21 protein-coding genes are annotated in these 18750 nt (G+C 67.1%); 18 read left to right on the plus strand and 3 right to left on the minus strand.

Annotation, left to right across the window (positions count from 1 at the left end; genetic code table 11):
* From ACHFGS_RS03380 to ACHFGS_RS03390, 3 genes are all read right to left on the minus strand, one after another.
* Positions 1-485 (minus strand): hypothetical protein (locus tag ACHFGS_RS03380; RefSeq protein WP_394289152.1); only part of this gene is annotated, 485 nt, incomplete at its 3' end.
* Between the two features lie 180 nt (positions 486-665).
* A complete protein-coding gene (locus ACHFGS_RS03385) occupies positions 666-1124 on the minus strand; it encodes a DUF5709 domain-containing protein (RefSeq protein ID WP_074041172.1) in 459 nt (152 codons plus the stop codon).
* Positions 1121-1657, minus strand: coding sequence for a carboxymuconolactone decarboxylase family protein (locus ACHFGS_RS03390; RefSeq protein WP_235006254.1), 537 nt, complete (start codon positions 1655-1657; stop codon positions 1121-1123). Before ACHFGS_RS03390 ends, ACHFGS_RS03385 begins: the two co-directional genes overlap by 4 nt.
* Before the next feature lie 253 nt (positions 1658-1910).
* On the opposite strand from ACHFGS_RS03390, the gene msrA reads away from it, so the two are divergent.
* The 18 genes from msrA (at position 1911) to ACHFGS_RS03480 (ending at position 18665) form a co-directional block, all read left to right on the plus strand.
* The gene (gene msrA, locus ACHFGS_RS03395; protein WP_119217791.1) at positions 1911-2411 is read left to right on the plus strand and encodes a peptide-methionine (S)-S-oxide reductase MsrA; all 501 of its coding nucleotides are present in this window, start codon (positions 1911-1913) and stop codon (positions 2409-2411) included.
* 181 nt (positions 2412-2592) lie between these two features.
* The gene (locus ACHFGS_RS03400) at positions 2593-2832 is read left to right on the plus strand and encodes a GNAT family N-acetyltransferase (RefSeq protein WP_394279852.1); all 240 of its coding nucleotides are present in this window, start codon (positions 2593-2595) and stop codon (positions 2830-2832) included.
* Positions 2833-2860: 28 nt separating this feature from the next.
* Complete coding sequence (locus ACHFGS_RS03405; protein ID WP_119217789.1) at positions 2861-3241, plus strand: co-chaperone YbbN; 381 nt, start codon at positions 2861-2863, stop codon at positions 3239-3241.
* Complete coding sequence (locus ACHFGS_RS03410; protein WP_074041171.1) at positions 3241-3729, plus strand: carboxymuconolactone decarboxylase family protein; 489 nt, start codon at positions 3241-3243, stop codon at positions 3727-3729. The genes ACHFGS_RS03405 and ACHFGS_RS03410 overlap by 1 nt, the downstream gene beginning before the upstream one ends.
* 234 nt (positions 3730-3963) lie before the next feature.
* A complete protein-coding gene (locus ACHFGS_RS03415) occupies positions 3964-4758 on the plus strand; it encodes a helix-turn-helix domain-containing protein (RefSeq protein ID WP_394279851.1) in 795 nt (264 codons plus the stop codon).
* A gap of 784 nt (positions 4759-5542) precedes the next feature.
* Positions 5543-6145, plus strand: coding sequence for a hypothetical protein (locus ACHFGS_RS03420; RefSeq protein ID WP_281653074.1), 603 nt, complete (start codon positions 5543-5545; stop codon positions 6143-6145).
* Positions 6142-7317, plus strand: a complete 1176-nt coding sequence (locus ACHFGS_RS03425) for a ParB N-terminal domain-containing protein (protein ID WP_074041168.1) — start codon at positions 6142-6144, stop codon at positions 7315-7317. Before ACHFGS_RS03420 ends, ACHFGS_RS03425 begins: the two co-directional genes overlap by 4 nt.
* Before the next feature lie 84 nt (positions 7318-7401).
* Positions 7402-8091, plus strand: a complete 690-nt coding sequence (locus ACHFGS_RS03430) for a hypothetical protein (RefSeq protein ID WP_144589458.1) — start codon at positions 7402-7404, stop codon at positions 8089-8091.
* Between the two features lie 15 nt (positions 8092-8106).
* Complete coding sequence (locus ACHFGS_RS03435; protein WP_235006255.1) at positions 8107-9726, plus strand: M23 family metallopeptidase; 1620 nt, start codon at positions 8107-8109, stop codon at positions 9724-9726.
* Between the two features lie 6 nt (positions 9727-9732).
* Positions 9733-10038, plus strand: a complete 306-nt coding sequence (locus tag ACHFGS_RS03440; RefSeq protein WP_074041166.1) for a DUF6112 family protein — start codon at positions 9733-9735, stop codon at positions 10036-10038.
* Between the two features lie 213 nt (positions 10039-10251).
* A complete protein-coding gene (locus ACHFGS_RS03445; protein WP_074041176.1) occupies positions 10252-10524 on the plus strand; it encodes a DUF6112 family protein in 273 nt (90 codons plus the stop codon).
* Positions 10525-10567: 43 nt separating this feature from the next.
* On the plus strand, positions 10568-12037 hold the full coding sequence (locus tag ACHFGS_RS03450) for a conjugal transfer protein TrbL (RefSeq protein ID WP_074041165.1): 1470 nt from the start codon (positions 10568-10570) through the stop codon (positions 12035-12037).
* A gap of 3 nt (positions 12038-12040) precedes the next feature.
* A complete protein-coding gene (locus ACHFGS_RS03455; RefSeq protein ID WP_074041164.1) occupies positions 12041-13510 on the plus strand; it encodes an SCO6880 family protein in 1470 nt (489 codons plus the stop codon).
* Positions 13511-13582: 72 nt separating this feature from the next.
* Entirely contained in the window at positions 13583-15073 is a 1491-nt protein-coding gene (locus tag ACHFGS_RS03460; protein ID WP_074041163.1) for an ATP-binding protein, read from the plus strand.
* Positions 15070-15621, plus strand: coding sequence for a hypothetical protein (locus tag ACHFGS_RS03465; protein WP_131941907.1), 552 nt, complete (start codon positions 15070-15072; stop codon positions 15619-15621). Before ACHFGS_RS03460 ends, ACHFGS_RS03465 begins: the two co-directional genes overlap by 4 nt.
* Positions 15618-17369: a type IV secretory system conjugative DNA transfer family protein gene (locus ACHFGS_RS03470; protein WP_239279591.1), complete on the plus strand. Its 1752-nt coding sequence runs from the start codon at positions 15618-15620 to the stop codon at positions 17367-17369. The genes ACHFGS_RS03465 and ACHFGS_RS03470 overlap by 4 nt, the downstream gene beginning before the upstream one ends.
* A 111-nt stretch (positions 17370-17480) precedes the next feature.
* Positions 17481-17990 (plus strand): single-stranded DNA-binding protein, encoded by a 510-nt coding sequence (locus tag ACHFGS_RS03475; RefSeq protein ID WP_074041161.1) that lies wholly within the window; start codon positions 17481-17483, stop codon positions 17988-17990.
* A gap of 21 nt (positions 17991-18011) precedes the next feature.
* The gene (locus tag ACHFGS_RS03480) at positions 18012-18665 is read left to right on the plus strand and encodes a hypothetical protein (protein ID WP_235006256.1); all 654 of its coding nucleotides are present in this window, start codon (positions 18012-18014) and stop codon (positions 18663-18665) included.
* Positions 18666-18750: the final 85 nt, after the last annotated feature.

Below are 18750 nucleotides of genomic sequence, written 5' to 3' on the forward strand. Positions count from 1 at the left end.
GTCGTGGCGCGGTCGGGAGTGAGGGCGCTGAGCAGGGTGACTTTCAGCAGGTCGGCGACGGGCGCGAACACGTCCACCTCGTCGCGAAGGCTGAGTTCGGAGTCCATCACGCCCCCGAGCACGGACCGCAGCAGCGCCGCCAGCGAGGTCCGCTCCTGCAGGTCCACACCCGAGACCTCAGCGACCTGATCCGCCGTCAACCCCACCACACCCAACGGCAGTCGGAAGAAGTCCCCGATGACCCCCTCGTCGAAAGCGTGGACGTAGGGGCTCGTGCTCGGGTAAACGACGATGCTGCCTGGAGTCATCACGGTCTGGTCATCCCCACGGCGCAGCATCGACCGGTTGCCGCGCTGGAAGACCACGAACAATGACTCGTCGTTGTCCGCTGTGATCATCCGCTGGGGGCGCATAGCGAGGGCAGCCAGCGAGGGCACCGTCTGGACGGACAGGGCTCTCAGCTGCCCAATGTCTTGGTAAGACACGCTCACGCGAGCCTCGCGGCCTTGCGGGTCGAGAGTCAGGTCTGTCTGGACGAGGTTCTCGCAGAGCATCGTCCGGATCGTCTCCACGCGGTCACGTGGATCAATGCTGCGCGAGTCCCATGTCTGCTGCATCATTACAGCCTCCGCCGGTCTTCCGGGCTTCCCCGGTCTGATTCCAGACTATTGCCGGTCATAGTCGCCCTCGTCGATGACGACATGGATAGCCGCCTCCTCGGCGGAGGCGGCACCATTGTCGATGCCGATGTCGGATGCCCAGAAGTCGGAGGACGGGTCAGGGTTGCCGGGTTCGGTCCAGATCAGCCGCCCAGCGCGTACCGATCCGACCTGGTCGTCAAGGATCTCGCCGTCCGTGCCGATGATGTCGCCGATCCCGTCGCCCATCGGCTCTTCAGGTTCGTACTCCGGCACCTCACGCGCCAAGCGAGCCGCCAGCGGTTCTCGGGTGCGTGCTTCGCGCGCCGTGAATCCCCACGACAGTTCGGATGACCGCCGCTCCGGCGGAGAGTATCCCGGGCCGTCGTCGTCGGAGTCTTCGCCGAGAAGATCCGAGTCGAGGCTCTCATCCGGCGGAAGCAGATCGAACTCGATCTCCTGCCCGCTGACCGATCCGTCAGTCATGATGGGTTCCCTTTCTTTCCCCCGACGCCTGGGCTCTCAGTCTCACGAGCAGGCTCTTCGTCACCGGGCAATACGACTGGCACCGCGCCCTGCGCGAGCTTCAGCCTCGTCCACACGTTCATGTTGATGACGACGGCTGCGATCTCGGCGATCTCACGCTCATCGAAAAACACCGTCAGCCCTTGATGCATCTCATCGAAGTGCTCGTGCTCGTAACGTGTCAGCGCTTCGCAGTACGCGAGTGCGAGTGCTTCGGAACCGGAGAACATCGTGCTCTGCCGCCAGCTCGCCAGGTGCGCGACCATCGCCGCGCCGATGCCGACTTCCACGGCGATACGCGTGTGCAGGATCAGGCAGTAGGAGCACGGATTGATCTGCGCAACCCGCAATCGGAGAAGGGCGGCTAGGCGATCACCGATCGACAGCTTCGCGGTGTACCCGAACCCCGTGGCCATCTGCTTCGCAAGCTCATGGAAGTCAGAGAGATCCGGATCAAAGCGCACATTCTCGAAATCGATCTGCTCTGATATCACGATCTCTCCTCACCGTAGGGCACGGTTCGCTGGCTTGCCGGAGTTCCGGCGCCTCCTCTGACGGTAGGTCCGCTTCTCTGCCCCGTGTGGCCTGCTCCTGCAGAGAGCTGTCTTCTCCCTGCAACCGCCGGTCCCGCTTCCGAACGCCGCAGGTCGCGGACATTACGCTGCACAGCCAGGCCACCTGGACAGCACTCCGCTCCGTATCGTGACCCGAAGGGGCGTGTTGCCCGCCGCGAAGAGAGAGAAGACGATGCCGACCTCGAGAGTGATCCTCGCCAGCGGCTGCTTCTGGGGAGCCCAGGAACTCTTCCGCTCGCTCCCGGGCGTGGTGAGCACCCGTGTCGGATACTCCGGCGACGACGACACGCCCAACGCGACCTACCGTAATCACGGGGATCACGCCGAAGCGCTCGAAGTGATCTATGACCCCTCGATCATCCGATTCCAGATACTGCTGGAGTTCTTCTTTCAGATTCACGACCCCACGACTCGGAACCGCCAGGGAAACGACATCGGGCGCAGTTACCGATCAGCGATCTTCACGACGACCGAGGGACAGATGAAAGTCGCCTTCCACGTGATCGAAGCGATCAACGCTTCGGGCCGCTGGCCAGGAGAAGTCGTGACCGAGGTCGGCGAAGCCGGCCCTTTCTGGGAGGCCGAACCCGAGCACCAGGACTACCTGCAGAAGCACCCCAATGGGTACTCGTGCCATTTCATCCGGCCCGACTGGGTACTACCGGGCCGCTGACCGAGATCTCGCGATAGGAGAGACATGAAACATCCCGACGGAATGATCGGCTTGACCGCGACCGACGCCGACACCGACCTCCCGGCTGTCTCCTCGGACGCAGCGGAAGACTTCGTCATCACGGAGAACGTCGAGTCAGAGCTGTACGAAGCGACCGTGGACGGCAAAGCTCGCTGCAGGCCTGCTCTACAGCAGAACCGGCGACCGGGTGCTCCTCCTCGCAACCTCGGTGTTCCCGGAGTTCCGTGGAAAGGGAGTCGCTGCGCGGCTCCTCGGGGGCGTCCTGGACAGTCTCCGCAAGGACAACATGACCGCGACGGTCTCATGTCCCTTCGCCGCCGCGTACATCCGCGCTCATCCGGAGTATGCCGACATCGTCGACGCGCGATTCCCCGGCAACCCCCACGGACACCACCACTGAGCATCATGAGTACAAGAGGAGAACTCGCATGGCAACCGTCGAACTGACCGAAGACAACTTCGAGGTCACGATCAATCAGAACGACATCGTCCTCGTCGACTTCTGGGCGGACTGGTGCGCACCATGCCACCAGTTTGCGCCGGTCTTCGAGAAGTCATCGTTAGACAATCCGGACGTCGTCCACGCGAAGCTCGACACGGAGTCGGAGCAGCGCATCACCGCGGCCGCCCAGATCACCGCGATTCCGACTCTGCTCGCCTTCCGTGAGGGGTTACTCGTCTTCAGCCAGGCGGGGGCCCTACCGCCCACTGCCTTGGCTGAAGTCGTAGAGAACGTCAGAGGACTCGATATGGACGAGGTCAGAAAGGGCCTCGACTCCGATGGTGACTCGTCCAAGGACGATCGCTGATGTCCACCTTGCATGAACCGCGCCCATACATGGACAAGGCCGTCCCTGAAGCATGGGAAGCCGCTTCTACGTTCGCGACCGCTGTGTCTGAGGCCGCGTCGCAACGTGGGCTCACTCCCGCGGAGAGCGAGTTGGTCAAGGTTCGGGCGTCACAGCTGAACGGATGCGTCTTCTGCCTTGATCTGCATTCACGGCAGGCGAGGCGCGCAGGAGTCAATCAGCAAGTACTCGACGTCTTGCCCGCCTGGCGCGAGTCGACTCTGTTCAGCGATCGAGAGCGAGCCTTGCTCGCGATCGCTGAAGCAGCCACCCGACTCCCGCTCGACGCCGCCGTGAATGCCGAGCTCGCGCAGGCCCGAAACACCCTCGCCGAGGAGGAGTTCGCGGCCGCGGAGTGGGTCGCCGCAGCCATCAATATGTTCAATCGGGTCTCCATCCTCAGCGAACACCGCGTGCGGCCACGCGACTCGGAGGGCAAGCTGAGCTGACAGCGTGCCATGCGCAGCGTGGCCGCTACGCCAGAGGACGCGTTCGAGGCCGCACATGACTTGCCACCCGCTGCGCCCCTCAGGTTCACGCGCCCCTACGCAGCGGTTCGGGCACCAGGCGATATCGCGGCCATAGAGATGGTGCGCACGGTTCCATCAAGCCGTACCGTATTTCGGCACGCGAAGATACTCAACGTCGTCGAAGGCTCTTGCGCCCTCGAGACTGCTGAGAGCGTGCACGTCCTGCGTCCTGGCATGTCTCTTGCCCTCGGCACCGGCAAATGGTGCCGCGTGCGCCCATCACCGTCCGTACGCATCTGGGCCATCTACGCCGACGAACGGTTCTGGCGCACCCAGATGGCATGGTTCCTTCCCGACGCAGAGCGAGTGGTCGCAGGAATGCACCCCCTCGAGTGGGACGGCCGCGCGATCGTCCTTGCACCGGGTATCGCTGCCCTGCGGCAGGTCGAGCCGCTATGGCGACAGATGAGCATCCTGCGTAGCGGGACCCATTCGCCCGAAGTCGTCGCGACTCACACTCTCGAGCTTCTCGCACGATGGATGAGGCTGATACTGCCAACTTTCCTTGATGAAGCATCGGACACCCCCACAACACCGTGGACGCCCATCAATGGACGACTGACCGACACCGGATCTATCGGCTACATCGGTCGAGCAATCCAGTTGCTTCGCGGGCGGATCGCAGAGCCGTGGACCGTTGGAGCACTCTCACGAGAACTCTCACTTTCACGAACCCACCTGACCCGCATGTTCGTACAGCACGCCGGCGCCGCCCCAATGCGCCTACTCACTGAACTCCGGCTCACCGAGTTCGCGCGGCTCATCGAAGAAACAGACATCTCCGTGATGCGTGCCGCGAGCGAAGTCGGGTGGAGCGACCCGCGCGTCGCATCCCACTGGTTCCACCGTCGCTACGGCATCACGCCGACACAATACCGACGCACACCACACACGGTTCCTGATCATCGACAAGGCAAGGCTGTCGCTGTCAATGACTCAGCTCTGTGAGGCGATGGCATCGTCCCAACGAACTTGCCCATCAGGTTCGCAGAGAATGCGACGGTCACCTCGGCTTCCCTTACCGCTACTCGCCGCATGAACCGTGACTCTCGACGAATGACCCAAGTTCGTCACGTGCATCTCGACGGATACGCCGCAGGTCAGTAGACCGGACCAGACATGTCGGGTTCGCTGTGGAGCCTGATGGTCGGCACTCCGTCTGCTATCCGTCCTCGCTCCGTTAATCCTCCCGACGCAGCTCATGGCCGCAAGGCGTTCCGCGTCTTGCGGGAGTCCCTGGGAAGGAGTAGCGCATGGCTATAGAGGGGATACGAGGCGAAGCTCGCGAGGCCTGCAACAGGTTCGCGAAGGTCATGACCAACTTATGCCCCCGGCGGTCGGCCGATGCTGCGGGCCGCGAGTTCGCTGCGGCATGTCCACTGGCAGAGGTGGTGTTGGTCGAGCGTGAGCGAAGAGCAACGCTCATGCCAGACGCGCCGCCCGAGTGCACAGGATCGGTTCCTGACCGCGCCGAGGGTTTGGGGTCGCGTTCACACACCTATTGGTCACCTCGTCCTAAGGAGTTGACCTCATGAGAGAACCTTCATCTGAACCACTTCCGGACTTCACCACCGGCGAAGGGCTCCGTGTCCTGCTGGAGCAGCTCACCGCCGAGCATCTCTGGCGCACACACCCCGCCGCCCGCGCGTTGATGCAGTATGCGCAGGAGAAGTACCTTCCGCTCGCACGGTCCTGGCACCGCGACCCCGCCGATGCCGCGTACGAGGCGTTCATGGCGATGCGGACGCCGGCGATCCGCCGTGCCGCGGACCCGTGGGCGGCGATCACCCGCGCTGTGGAGCTCGGCATCGCGGCCGAGGTGCACGCCGAACGTCTGCTCACCTCGACGGACAAGGCCCGCAGGCCCGATCAGCGTCCCGACGAGTACCCGATGCGGGCCGGCCACTACGAGACATTCTTCTACCATGTGCTCGCCGCCGCGAGCCCGCCGGCCTCACCGACCGTCGCCGTGGAACGGGTAGTGCGGTCCGCGTCGGTGTTCCTGGTGAGCACAGGCTGGCATCCCCGCACCATCGAGACCGCGGTGGAATATATCTGCCACCGGCTGACGACTCTGGCGAGCACCCAATCCGGGATCGACGTGCTCCGCAAAGACGACGCGATGCGGCAACGGCTCGGGTTCTCCGCTCGCGATTGGAGCGGGCTGTTGCGTTTGCTGCTCGGGCCGCGGTCGAAGAAGGAAGCCACCGGTGCCGATCCGGCACGTCTGGGGATCTTTGCGCGGCTGCTGCTCGGTGACCGTACCGAGGATCTTCTTGCTGATCATCAGCTTGCCGCTGTTTCCCGCAAGTTCACGAGAGGGGCGGCCGCATGAACGCGAGGGTGCCCGCAGATGGGCAGCCGGTGGCGCAGTTCCCGATCGACGACATCGTCCTGGGTCGCTCCTTCCGGCGTGAGCTGGGTGATCTGAGCGATCTGACCGCGTCGATCCAAACCCTCGGGCTGCTGTGCCCGATCGTGATCACCTCCGACGGGGTCCTCATCTCCGGCAGGCGCCGCCTGGAAGCGATGCGGCAGCTCGGGCATGCGACCGTCCCGGTGTGGATCGCATCTGAGGTGTCCGACAAGCTGCGCACGCTGCTGGCGATCCAGGACGACAATCTGCTCCACAAGCATTTCACCACGACGGAGAAGGCGGCCCTGTACGCGGAGTACAAGACGCTCCTGGCCGAGGAGAACGCCCGCCGTCAGGCCGCGACTCGGTTCGGCGCCGCCGCCCTCCCGGGCTCGGACGACGGCGAGGCCGACGACAGCGACCCGGAGGAGAAGGAAGTGATGATCGTCGCGACCTATCAGGGTAGCGACAGCGGCCGTTGGGATTCACAACCACCGGCGAAGCGGAAGTCCCGCGTGCAGGCCGCGACCGCGGTGACCGGCCGGGACTCCTCCCAACAGCTCGAGCAGGTCCTCGCGCTGGAACGGCTGGCAACCAACGAGGACGAAGACGAACGAGTCCGGCGGGCAGCCGCCGAAGCGGTCGTGGAGATCAACGGCGACGCGAAGGTCCACGGCCGCTACCACGAGGTCATCGCCCTGCGCGGGGTGTGCTGGCTGGAGAAGACCGCGGTGAACGAGTCCGCGACTGCCGCCGTCCGGGAAGCCGCCGACGACGAGCTCCGCGCGGTGCGGCAGATCGACCGACCGGTGGAACGATCCCGGGCGGTCGCCGCTGCCATCGCCCGTGTCCGCAAGCTCGCCCTCACGCCAACTTCCACTGCGGCAACCGAGGAGGACGGCGAATCGGGTGCGGAGGATGAGGGGATGTCCGCGGACGGGGTCCGGGGCCGCTACCACGCCCGCCGGCTGGTCGACATCCTCGCGAAAGCGGAGGGGTGGTGGGAGATCAACGACGCCACGCTCGTCGGCCAGTACGCCACCGACGAGCAGTGGGAGGCGATCACCAGCCACCGTAAACAGGCGACCGCGTTCCTCGACACCGCCGCCGATGCACGCCGCACCACCACCAGGACGGGCCTGGTGCCGTGAGATGACCGGCCGGGTGGGGTCAGACGCCCGCACCTACATGGCACACACCGTTGACGGATCTGCTGTGAAAGGACGCCCCCTGCCATGTCGACCGATTTCGCCGATGCGGCCCCGCGCAAGCGGGGCCGCGCCCTGTTGATCGCCGGTATCTCCGGAACGATCATCCTTCTCGTCCTGGTCGGCCTGGGCGTGTACGGACTGATCGCCCGCCCGCACGAGAACACGCCTGCCCCGGCCCCGACCGCCTCCGAACAGCGGCCACCGGCTTCGACGCCCTCCGGACCATCTGACCTGATGCCGCTGCCGCGCACGAACGACCCGATCCGGTACGCACGCGCCGTCGCCGTATCCCTCTTCACGTGGGACACGGCATCCGGGCTCGGGCCCGCCGACTACGGGCAGGTCGTGCTCTCCGACGCCGATCCCACCGGAACCGAGACCCCCGGTCTTGCCTCCGACATCGCCGGCTACTTCCCGGCGTCCGACGCCTGGCGGCAGCTCACCGGGCACGCCACTACCCAGCACCTCACCATCGAGACTGCGGTCGTGCCCGACGCCTGGGCCGACGCGGTCGCGCAGGACCGGTCGGGCACGATCGTGGACGGGATGATCGCGGTCACCATCGACGCCACCCGGTATCGCACCGGCACAGTCTCCGGGCAGGAAGCAACCAGTGAACACCCGGTGTCGTTCACCGTGTTCCTCGCATGTGAGCCCGCGTTCGACGACTGTCACACGTTGCGGCTGTCCGAGCTCGACAACCCGCTGCGCTGACCCCCGGGGGCTGTCGTGCTGAAGAAGATCCTCGTCGTGCTGGCGATCCTCGCCCTGTGCGTAGGACCGGCGACCGCGCTCGTCGGCGTCGGGGTGCTGATGAACCCCGCCGCGAACGCGAGCTGCGGCCCCGGGTCGTCGCTGACCGTGGGGCCGATCCCGGACGAGCTGGAAGTGACCACGCGGGACGGTGAGACGTTCACGCTGAACAAGAAGCAACTCACGCACGCCGCGACCATCATCACCGTCGGCGGGCAGACCGACGGCGTCGATGTCCGCGGGGTCACGATCGCGCTCATGGCCGCTCTCACCGAGTCGGTGCTACGGCAACTGTCGAACACCGGCGTTTACCCCGAATCCGGGGACTACCCGAACGACGGCAACGGCAGCGACAACGATTCCCTCGGGTTGTTCCAGATGCGACCGCAGGCCGGGTGGGGCACCGTCGCCGAGCTGATGGACACCACCTACCAGGCCCGCGCGTTCTACGGCGGTCCGTCGGGGCCGAACTTCCCCTCCCCACGGGGGATGCTCGACATCCCCGGCTGGCAGAGCATGGACATGGGCGAGGTCGCCCAGGCGGTCGAGGTCAGCGCGTTCCCGGAGCGATATCAGAACTACCAGCCCGTCGCCGAAGCGATCCTCGCCGCCCTCACCGTGCCGGCACCCTCCGGCACCGGCGGGGGCACCGGGTCGGTACCGGAAACCAGCCGCATCCTGTTCCCGCTGCCCGAGGGGACGTGGACGAAGACCAGCGACTGGGGGTATCGGTCCGACCCGTTCACCGGCGAGACCACCTACCACGCAGGCACCGACTATGCCGCCGCCGACGGCACCCCGATCTACGCGGCCGCTGACGGGCGGGTCGTGTGGTCGGAGTTCAACGGCGGCTACGGCGGCCTCATCATCATCGAGCACACCGTGCAAGGCGAAGCCGTCCGCTCCGTGTACGCGCATATGTGGGAACACGGCATCCACGTCCGAGAAGGACAGACCGTCACCGCCGGCACTCACATCGGCGATGTCGGCTCCTCCGGCCGCTCCACCGGCGCGCACCTGCACTTCGAGATCCGGCCTGGCTCCACCGGCACCGAATCGATCGACGCCGACCAGTGGCTTATCGACCACGGCGCCGCCGAACCGGACGGCACCAGCACCCCCGGCCCCGGCTGCGCACCCGCCGGCACTACTACGCCAGCGGCAGAGTTCACCGGCGACGGCACCGAGATGGTCGATGACCCGACCGGCACCAGCGGGCAGATCACCGCCCGCACCGCGCACATGGTCGTCCAGACCCGCAACGCGTTCGCCGACACCGGGTGGGCGTGCTACTCACCACGACCAGGGACACGGTCGGATCATCCTCTCGGGCGGGCGTGCGATGTCACCGTCGGCAATCAGATCGGCCACTACCCAACCAGCGAGCAGGTCGCCTACGGGTGGCAGGTCACCGAATGGCTTCAAGCCAACGCCGAGCCCCTCGGGATCTCCTACCTCATCTGGCAAGGCACGATCTGGTCGCCCGCGCAGGCGGACGAGGGGTGGCGGCACTATACCGGCGGCGGCATGCACGACCCCGGCGACGTCACCGGCGGCCACTTCGACCACATCCACATCTCCGTGAAAGACGGGTGAGCATTCATGCCGCATCCCCACGTCCCGACGAAGCCCGTGCTGTCCGGGAGTGTGTTCCCCGATTTCGGAGCCGTCGGCGGATCGAACGAGCTCGAGAGCATCATCGGTGCGCTGCTGACCGTCGTGTTGATCCTCGCCGTCCTCATGCTCATCGTGTGCGCGATCATGTGGGCGATCGGCTCCGCGAACGGCCACCACCAGGTCGCCACGAAAGCCCGCATCGGCGTGTGGACGGCGCTCGGTGCTGCCGCCCTTGCCGGGGCCGGGGTCGCATGGATGAACTGGCTCATCACGATCGGCGGGCAGCTCTAACCCGGGTCGGGAGGCGAGAGCTCAGGGGCGGGGCGGTGGAGGAGACGAGGCTCCACCGCCCCGCTTTCTGCCGTGCGGGGTCCGGTGTGCGCACCTGTGCGATACCCGGCCGGCGCCTGGCCGGGTATCCGCCTGGTTCATGAAGGAGCACCCGTGTCCGCCGTTCTCGATCTCACCACCACCGTCTTGCCCCACGTGGCCGCTCTGGCCCCGATGGAGGTCGACATCGACCCCAACAGTTCGGGGCTGCCCGGCATCGCGCAGCTGCGCACCATCGTCGGCGCCGTGATGACGATCGGCCTGATCCTCAGCGTCCTGGCGTTGATCATCTCGGCGATCATCTGGGGTTTCGGCGCGAACAGCAGCAACCCGCATCTGGCCGGGCGGGGAAAGATCGGCGTCCTCGTCTCCTGCGGTGCCGCGATCATCTGCGGCGCGTCGGTGACGCTCATCAACTTCTTCTGGAACGTCGGCCAGGCGGTCTGAACGGCCTCCTCCACCACCGCCCCGCCCCGGAAGGAGGCCCGTCATGGCACTGTGCGACGTCCCGGTCATCTCGAACGTGTGCGATGCCGTCGGAGAAGGGGCCGCGACGCTCGTCGCGGCCCCGTTCGACTGGCTCGCCCAAGCAATGGGACAAGCTGCCGCCTGGTTGTTCGAGGGCGTCTGGTACGTCTTCGACACCACCACCCTCGTCGACGTCCAGTCCCCGGAATATGTCGGCGTCTACAACATCCTCTTCGGCGTCGCCGTGCTGATCATGCTCGTCTTCTTCTGCCTGCAGCTGATCACCGGCCTCATCCGTCGCGACCCGACCGCCCTCTCTCGGGCGGCGCTCGGACTGGGCAAGAGCGTGCTCGGGTCGTTCCTCATCATCACGCTCACCGCGACGCTGCTGGAGATCACCGACCAGTTGACCATCGGCATCATCCAAGCCACCGGGAACTCGATGGAAGCGATGGGCGACAAGATCGCCCTGCTCGCCGCGGGGCTCACTGCGATCAACCTCACCGCCCCCGGTGTCGGGGCGATCATCACCATCTTCTTCGCCGGGCTCGCGATCACCGCAGCGGCGATCGTGTGGTTCTCGCTCCTGATCCGCAAAGCACTGCTGCTCGTCGCGATCGTGCTCGGTCCGATCGCGATCAGCGGCGCGAGCTGGGATGTCACCCGCGGCTGGTTCGGGAAATGGGTGTCGTTCGTGATCGCCTTGATCCTGTCCAAGCTCGTCCTCGTCGTGGTGTTCCTCGTCGCGATCACCCAGGTGTCCCAGCCGATCGACTTCGATCTGGCATCCATCGCCGACCCCATCGCTGGGATAGTGCTCATGTTCGTCGCCGCGTTCGCGCCCTACATGGTCTATAAGTTCATCTCGTTCATCGGGTTCGACATGTATCACGCGATGAGTGCGGAGCAAGAGGCCAAGCAGTCGATGAACCGGCCCGTGCCATCCCCGTCTAAGCCCGCCGGCGACGGCCCGCAGAAAGTCCTCGACGGGAAAGGCCAAGGCGACGGGCCACCGCCCGGCAACAGTGGTGGGGGCGGTGGTACGCCGCCCCCGGACGGCGGGAGCGGGGCGACGGCTGCCGGTACCGGCGGAGCCGGAGGCGGTGCTGCGGCTGGTGGCGGCGCCGCTGGCGGTGCGGCTGGTGGTGCAGCGGGTGGCGGCGGGGCTGCTGCAGGTGGCGGTACTGCTGCAGGAGGTGCGGCCGCGGCCGGACCCGCCGCGGTCGCAGTCATCGCGGCGGCGGCCGTCAAGGAAGCCGCCACGGCCGGCCCGAAGCTCGGCGGCGCGATCGGCGGTGCCGCAGAGACCCAGGCAGCTGCCGCTGGCCAGGACAGCGCCCCGCCCCCTTCCGGGAACGCGGCACCGCCCTCGGATCCATCGGCGCCGCAGGCACCGCCATCGAGCCCGCCGCCCGCATCGTCTGGTCCGTCGTCGACGCCGCCACCGAAGGACCCGCCGCCGCCGAATAGGGCGCCCGAGGGGAAGGACTGACCCGTGACGAAACACCAGAGCACGAAAGACGACTACCCGCTCACACCGGTGAAGTTCTCCCGCCTCACCAGGCGGGGACTGATCCTGGGCCTGTCGCTGTCCCAGGTGATCGCGCTCGCGATCGCCGGGCTGGCGTTCATCGGGTCGCTGTACGCCGGCGGCGGGATGATCCTCGCCTACACGGCTCCGATCTGGGTGACCTGCCTGGCGATCACCTGGGTCCCGATCGCGGGCCGGAAGGCGGTCGAGTGGCTGCCGGTCGGGGCGCATTGGCTGTGGCGGGTCAGCGTGACGCAGACGATCTACCGGATGCGGGTCGTCAAGCCGCGTCCAGCCGGCACCCTCGCCCTCCCAGGCGATATGGCATCGCTGCGTCAATACGAAGACCCCGTCACCGGGGCGGTCATGGTGCACCATCCTCACGCGGCGACACTGACCGCGCTGCTCGAGGTCACCCACCCTGCGTTCGTGCTGCTGGACCCGGGCGAGCAGGAACGCCGGGTCTCCGGGTGGGGTCGTGTGCTGGCGACCTGCTGCCGCTCCGGACGCATCGCCCGTCTCCAGATCCTCGAACGCACGCTCCCGGATTCCGGGACGGGTCTTGCGCAGTGGTGGGCGGAGCACGGCAACCCGGGGGACGAGTCATGGACGTCGCGCACCTACGCGGAGCTGATCAATCGCGCAGGCCCGGCCGGTGAACGGCACGCGACGACGATCTCCCTCGCTCTGGATATGAAGACCGCCGCCCGCCCGATCCGCACCGCCGGCGGCGGGATGAAGGGCGCCGCGGCGGTGCTGCGGCAGGAGATGAGCACTCTCACCGCGGCGTTGCATTCCGCGGACCTGAAGGCTACGGATTGGCTCACCCCGGGGCAGCTCGCGGTGATCCTGCGCTCCGCCTACGATCCTGCGATCGCGGCGACGCTGGAGCGCTCCGGGAACCTCGGACAGGACCTCGCCACCGCAGGTCCCGTGGCCGTGGAGGAGACGTGGGAGGGGCTGCGCTCGGACAGCGCGCACCATGCGGTGCTGTGGGTGAGCGAGTGGCCGCGGTCACTGGTGTATCCGGGGTTCCTGTCCCCGGTGCTCCTGGCATCCGGGGTGCGGCGGTCGTTCTCACTGCTGTGCACTCCGATCCGGTCCGATCAGGCCGCCCGCGACATCCGCAAGAAGAAGGTCGAATACATCTCGGACGCCGCGCAACGCCAGAAGATCGGGCAGGTCGAGGACGCCCAGCAGACCGCCGAGTACCAGGACGTGCTGCAGCAGGAAGCCGACCTCACCAGCGGGCACGGCATCCTCCGATACACCGGGCTGATCGCCGTCAGCGCCCCGAATCCGGACGAGCTGGAGGCGGCGGTGTCGAAGATCGAGCAGGCCGCCATCCAAGCGTCCTGCGAAACGCGGCGGCTGGTCGGTCAGCAAGCCCAAGCGTTCACCGCGGCTGCGCTGCCCCTGGCGCGCACCGTCTGACTCCTGGGGCGCCGGTCCCGTACCTCCTTCCTGCGTCCGCCCGCCCGGGCGGGCGCAGGAAGGAGTCGTGCTGTGAGCACCCCGAAACGTCGCGTGTACTCGACGGTGCTGATCGGGCCGGAGTCCGAGCACCGCAAGCAGCGCCGAGCCCGGCGCAAGGCCGCCGCCGCAGTCCACGCGAAGGACATCACTGCCCGCAAAGTCGAAGCCCGTGCGCGACGCGATGCTGAACAGGCCGAGCGCCGCGCCACGACCTATCTGCCTGCCTCGGGCGAGCCCGGGCACGCGGCGTTGCGCACCCATCGGGGGCTGCGTTTGCCCTCCCATCAGGACACCAGCGCCGCTCTCGCTGGGGCGTACCCGTTCCTCGCTGAAGGTGGCCTCGGGCCCGAAGGCGTTTTCGTCGGACAGGACATGTACTCCGGCGGGTCGTTCGTGTACGACCCGTGGGAGCTGTACAAGCGCGGTGTCATCACCGCGCCGAACATCGTTCTGGCCGGCATCGTCGGCTCGGGGAAGTCGTCGCTGGCGAAGTCGCTGTACACGCGGTCGATTCCGTTCGGGCGTCGCGTCTACGTCCCCGGAGACCCGAAAGGTGAGCACACGCCAGTCGCCCAAGCTGTCGGAGGCAAGGCGATCGTCCTCGGTCATGGTCTGAGGAACCGGCTGAACCCGCTCGACGAAGGTCACCGCCCGTCAGGTGTGACGGACATCGAATGGACTACGCAGGTCGCCTCCCGCCGCCGGGAACTCATCGGGGCGCTGGCCGAGACCGTCCTCGAGCGGTCGCTGTCACCGCTTGAGCACACGTCGATCGATGTCGCCCTCTCCGCGGTCGTCGCCAGCAACGACGTCCCGATCCTCCCGATGGTCGTCGACCGCATCCTCACCCCGGACCGTGCTGGTGACGTCGACCAGCGGCTCGCCGAAGACGGACGGCTCGTCGGTCACGCACTGAGGCGCCTGGTCGCCGGAGATCTGCAGGGGCTGTTCGATGGTCCCTCTACGGTCGTGTTCGACCCGTCCCTGCCGATGATTTCGCTGGATCTGTCCCGGGTGGCGGAGAACTCCACCCTCATCTCGGTACTGATGACGTGCTCGTCGGCGTGGATGGAATCGGCCCTTCTGGACCCCGAAGGCGGGCAGCGGTGGGTGATTTACGACGAAGCGTGGCGTCTCATGTCGCATCCCGCTCTGCTCAAGCGGATGGACGCGCAGTGGAGGTTGGCGAGGCATTACGGAATCGCGAACATGTTGATCTTCCACAAGCTGACCGACCTCGACAACGTCGGCGACAGCGGGTCCGCAATGCGCGCCCTCGCCTCGTCGCTGCTGGCAAACGCGGAGACGCGGATCATCTACCGGCAGGAAGCCGACCAGCTCGGCACCACCGCGACCACGCTCGGCCTCACCGGCACCGAACAGTCCCTTCTCCCGGGCCTGGGCACGGGGCAGGGACTGTGGCGGATCAAGGAACGATCCTTCGTCGTGCAACACCAGCTGCACCCGGACGAGCTGTCGACGTTCGATACGACCACGCGGATGATCGGGCGGCAAAAATGAGCGAACATGCACCCTCACGCCGATCCCGACGCAACCGTGCGACGACGGGCGACGCCGAGGGGGATCTCGTGGTGCCGATCGTACTCCCACACCTCGTCGTCCGGGTAGACGCGAACGATCAGATCAGCGTCACCCTCGACGGCGCACGCGTCACCGGGGAGCCGATCGGCAGGCACGCCCTCGGTGGGCTGATCGAAGAGGTCCTGCGCCGCAGGAAAGCACCGCTTCGGGTGGAGATCATCGAACACGACGGCACCACCTACACCGACGTCCTCACCCCGCCCGCACCGATAGCCGCACCCGCCGCCGCACCGGAGACCGAAGCATCAGCGCGTAGGGGCGAGATGCCGGTGCTGTATGAGGCGACCGGAGACGGATACGTGCCTGGAGAGGACGTCGCCCTCGCTGTCGTCATCCGGCATTCCTCTGCCGACGGGCACGGGCATGTGCGGCACCTGATCGAGGAACGCGAGCTCGCAACGGGCGGCGAGGTGCTGCTGTTCGGCCGCATCTCCGGCACCGCTCACGTCGTCGGGGACCTGGGATGAACCCGCATCAGCCCTCCCAGGTGCTCGCGAACCTGGGCCTTGCGGCCCTGGCGGGATTCGCCGTCCTGGCCGGGCTACTCCGCGCCGCCGGAAGTGCCGCCGCATTCCTCACCGGCCTTCCGCAACCCGCTGGCGGGCCCTCCACGGGGCTCGGCGTGCTGCTCACCCCGGCGGCCCCGGGAGAGGCGATCGGCGCGCCGGGCCTGAGCCCGGTCGTGTACTGGCTGGTCCTCGCCATCGCACTCGCGATCCTCGGGGTCATCGCGTGGTGGGCGTGGCGGGTCATCGCGCGCGGGAAGGAGACCCGTGCGCAGGACCCGCGCCTGCTCCAAGGCATCGCCACTGCACGCGATGTCGCCAAGGCCGCAGGGACGAAAGCCCTCACGAAACGGGCAGGCACGTTCCGGCCCTCGCTGGAGGACCCGGCCCCTGAGGACGTCGGATACCTCCTCGGTCGGTCGAAAGGGCAGGAGGTGTGGGCGACCGTGGAGGACTCCATCTTGCTGATCGGGCCGCCCCGGTCGGGCAAAGGGTTGCACGTCGTGATCAACGCGATCCTCGACGCCCCCGGCGCCGTCATCACGACCTCCACCCGGCCCGACAACCTCACCGCGACGCTGAAGGCCCGACAGCGTGTAGGGCCGGTCGCGGTGTTCGATCCGCAGCATCTCGCTGAAGGACTCCCCACGGGTATGAAGTGGTCCCCAGTCCGCGGATGCGAGGACCCCCTGACAGCGATGATCCGCGCCACCGGGCTCGCCACGGCCACGAACTTCGGCTCCGTGTCCGGCGGTGACTTCTGGCAGGGAAAGACCGCTGCCGCGATCCAAGGGCTCCTCCACGCCGCTGCGCTGGACGGGCGAGACGCCGCCACCTTGTACCAGTGGGCGCTGAACCCAGCCGCCGCCGCGGACGCGGTGCGCGTCCTGCAGTCCAACCCGCACGCAGCGCAAGGCTGGGCGGACTCTCTGGATGCGATGCTGCAATCAGACCCCAAGACGCGCGATTCGATCTGGCAAGGCGTCTCCCTCGCGTTCAGCGCGTTCGCCGACCCGCGAGTGCTGGCGGCGGTGACACCGGGGCCGCGAGACCGGTTCGACCCGGAGACGTTCATCCGGGACCGCGGCACCCTCTACCTGCTCGCCACCGGTGCGGGGGCCGGGGCGTCCTCGGCGCTGGTGGCCGCGTTCATCGAAGACCTCGTGGAGACTGCCCGGAAGATCGCCGCCACCTCACCAGGCACCCGGCTGGACCCGCCGATGCTCCTCGCCCTCGACGAGATCGGCAACCTCGCCCCGCTGCCGTCACTGCCGACGCTGATGGCCGAAGGCGGTGGCACGGGGATCACCACCCTGCCGGTGCTGCAGTCCCTCGCCCAGGCGCGGGAGAAGTGGGGGGAGAACAACGCCAACGCGCTGTGGGACGCATCGATCGTGAAAGTCATCCTCGGCGGCGCATCGAACTCGCGGGACTTGCAGGACCTGTCGGCGCTGATCGGGGAAAGGGACGAGATCACCGATTCCGTCACCATCGGGGAGCAAGGACACCGCTCCGCGCAACGCTCGATCCGCCGGGTGGCGATCATGCCTCCGGACGTGATCCGCACGCTGCCGTTCGGGATCGGGGTCGTGATGCTCCGAACCGCCCGCCCCATCATCACGGACCTGCGCGCCTGGCCTGCCCGCAAGGACGCCACGCAGCTGAAGACGGATCGGAAGGAGATCGAGGCGCTCCTGCACACGTCCTGAAGCCGGTTCTGTCCGTCGTCTGGGGTCTGACCCGCGCACCTGTCTGGTGCCTCCCACTCAACCGCGGGGGCACCAGACAGCTCATTGTTATCAGGAAGGACCTCAGCTCTCATGGCTATCAAGACGTCGCAGGCGATCAACGGCTTCATCTCCGCCGATCCCCGCCTCACCTTCTCCGAATCCGGGCAGGCACGCTTCTACGCCCGCGTCGGCATCAACCACTACGAGCCCCAGCAGGACGGATCCTTCCGCAAGCTCGACCCGACCTACCACGACCTGATCCAGTTCGGGAAGTCCGCCGAGATGTCCGCGGACAGGTACGTCAAGGGCGACGACATCGTCGCACAGGGTTACACCCGCGAGTACACGCGCGACGTCAACGGCGAAGAGCGAACCGACGAGCAGTTCGTCGCCAAGCGCATCGCCCCCGACCCAAACATCACCGACTTCACGATCGACCGCCGCCCTGCTGCCGAACGCCAGGCCGAGCGCGAAGCCGACCGCGACGTCACACGCGAGGCCGAGCGTGAGGAGCCCGACCGAGCAGCCCAACTCGGCTCGCCCACCCCCACGACCACGCGGGAGGCCGAAGCGCCCGCGATGGAAGCCGTCGCTCGATAACCCCCACCGGAGGACAGTGACGTGGCCGATAACGACCCGACCCAGAATCCCGAACTGGGCGACCCGGACGTGGACTTCGAGCCCGAGTCCGACGAACCAGACATCGAGGAACTCGACGAAGACGAGGGCGACGAGCTCGACGAGGGCGAGAGACGGGACGGCAGCCAGGCGGGCACGGGCGGGAGCGATGATCTCCCGCCCGTGCCTCGCCCGATCAACTGGCGCACCCTGTCCTCGGACGACGCTGAGCACGAATGGCTCGACCTCAACGAATGGGTCAACTGGCTGCGACACGAGTTCGCGCTGCCCGCACAGATCGTGCCACCGATGTGGCACCGCCACCGTGAACTCGTGTGGGAGCTGTCCGCGCTCTACACCCGGTGGCTGGGCTGCTACGACCCCGAACAAGACGCCGCCGGCCCCATCTCATTCATGACCGACTTCGCCGCCGCCCGGACCCGGCTACGCGAATGGGTGCAGATCGCCGGCACACGCCTCGACCGCGACCGCCCCTCCCGGCAAACCGTCTGGCCCGGCGAAGACCCCATCCCGGCAGGTGAGGAGACCCCCATCACAGACCGCGACGAGGACTTCGTGGACTTCGTCGTCGAAGACGTCACCCGGCGCGCGGAAGCGGAAGCTGCGTTCCTGCGGGACGAGCCGTTGCCGGTCTGAGTTGACGGTGAACCGCAACAAGTGGGGGGGGGCGCGGCGGGGCCGGGCGTGGCGGGGGGGGGCAAGGCAAGTCGGGGTGAAGACA

This window comes from Microbacterium sp., from assembly GCF_043427715.1.
Classification (GTDB): domain Bacteria; phylum Actinomycetota; class Actinomycetes; order Actinomycetales; family Microbacteriaceae; genus Microbacterium.

Coding starts and splice junctions, on each gene's coding strand:
- ACHFGS_RS03385 (WP_074041172.1), bottom strand. CDS start 1,124: ATGACTGACGGATCGGTCAGCGGGCAGGAGATCGAGTTCGATCTGCTT.
- msrA (WP_119217791.1), top strand. CDS start 1,911: ATGCCGACCTCGAGAGTGATCCTCGCCAGCGGCTGCTTCTGGGGAGCC.
- ACHFGS_RS03405 (WP_119217789.1), top strand. CDS start 2,861: ATGGCAACCGTCGAACTGACCGAAGACAACTTCGAGGTCACGATCAAT.
- ACHFGS_RS03410 (WP_074041171.1), top strand. CDS start 3,241: ATGTCCACCTTGCATGAACCGCGCCCATACATGGACAAGGCCGTCCCT.
- ACHFGS_RS03420 (WP_281653074.1), top strand. CDS start 5,543: ATGGCGATGCGGACGCCGGCGATCCGCCGTGCCGCGGACCCGTGGGCG.
- ACHFGS_RS03425 (WP_074041168.1), top strand. CDS start 6,142: ATGAACGCGAGGGTGCCCGCAGATGGGCAGCCGGTGGCGCAGTTCCCG.
- ACHFGS_RS03430 (WP_144589458.1), top strand. CDS start 7,402: ATGTCGACCGATTTCGCCGATGCGGCCCCGCGCAAGCGGGGCCGCGCC.
- ACHFGS_RS03440 (WP_074041166.1), top strand. CDS start 9,733: ATGCCGCATCCCCACGTCCCGACGAAGCCCGTGCTGTCCGGGAGTGTG.
- ACHFGS_RS03445 (WP_074041176.1), top strand. CDS start 10,252: ATGGAGGTCGACATCGACCCCAACAGTTCGGGGCTGCCCGGCATCGCG.
- ACHFGS_RS03450 (WP_074041165.1), top strand. CDS start 10,568: ATGGCACTGTGCGACGTCCCGGTCATCTCGAACGTGTGCGATGCCGTC.
- ACHFGS_RS03465 (WP_131941907.1), top strand. CDS start 15,070: ATGAGCGAACATGCACCCTCACGCCGATCCCGACGCAACCGTGCGACG.
- ACHFGS_RS03470 (WP_239279591.1), top strand. CDS start 15,618: ATGAACCCGCATCAGCCCTCCCAGGTGCTCGCGAACCTGGGCCTTGCG.
- ACHFGS_RS03475 (WP_074041161.1), top strand. CDS start 17,481: ATGGCTATCAAGACGTCGCAGGCGATCAACGGCTTCATCTCCGCCGAT.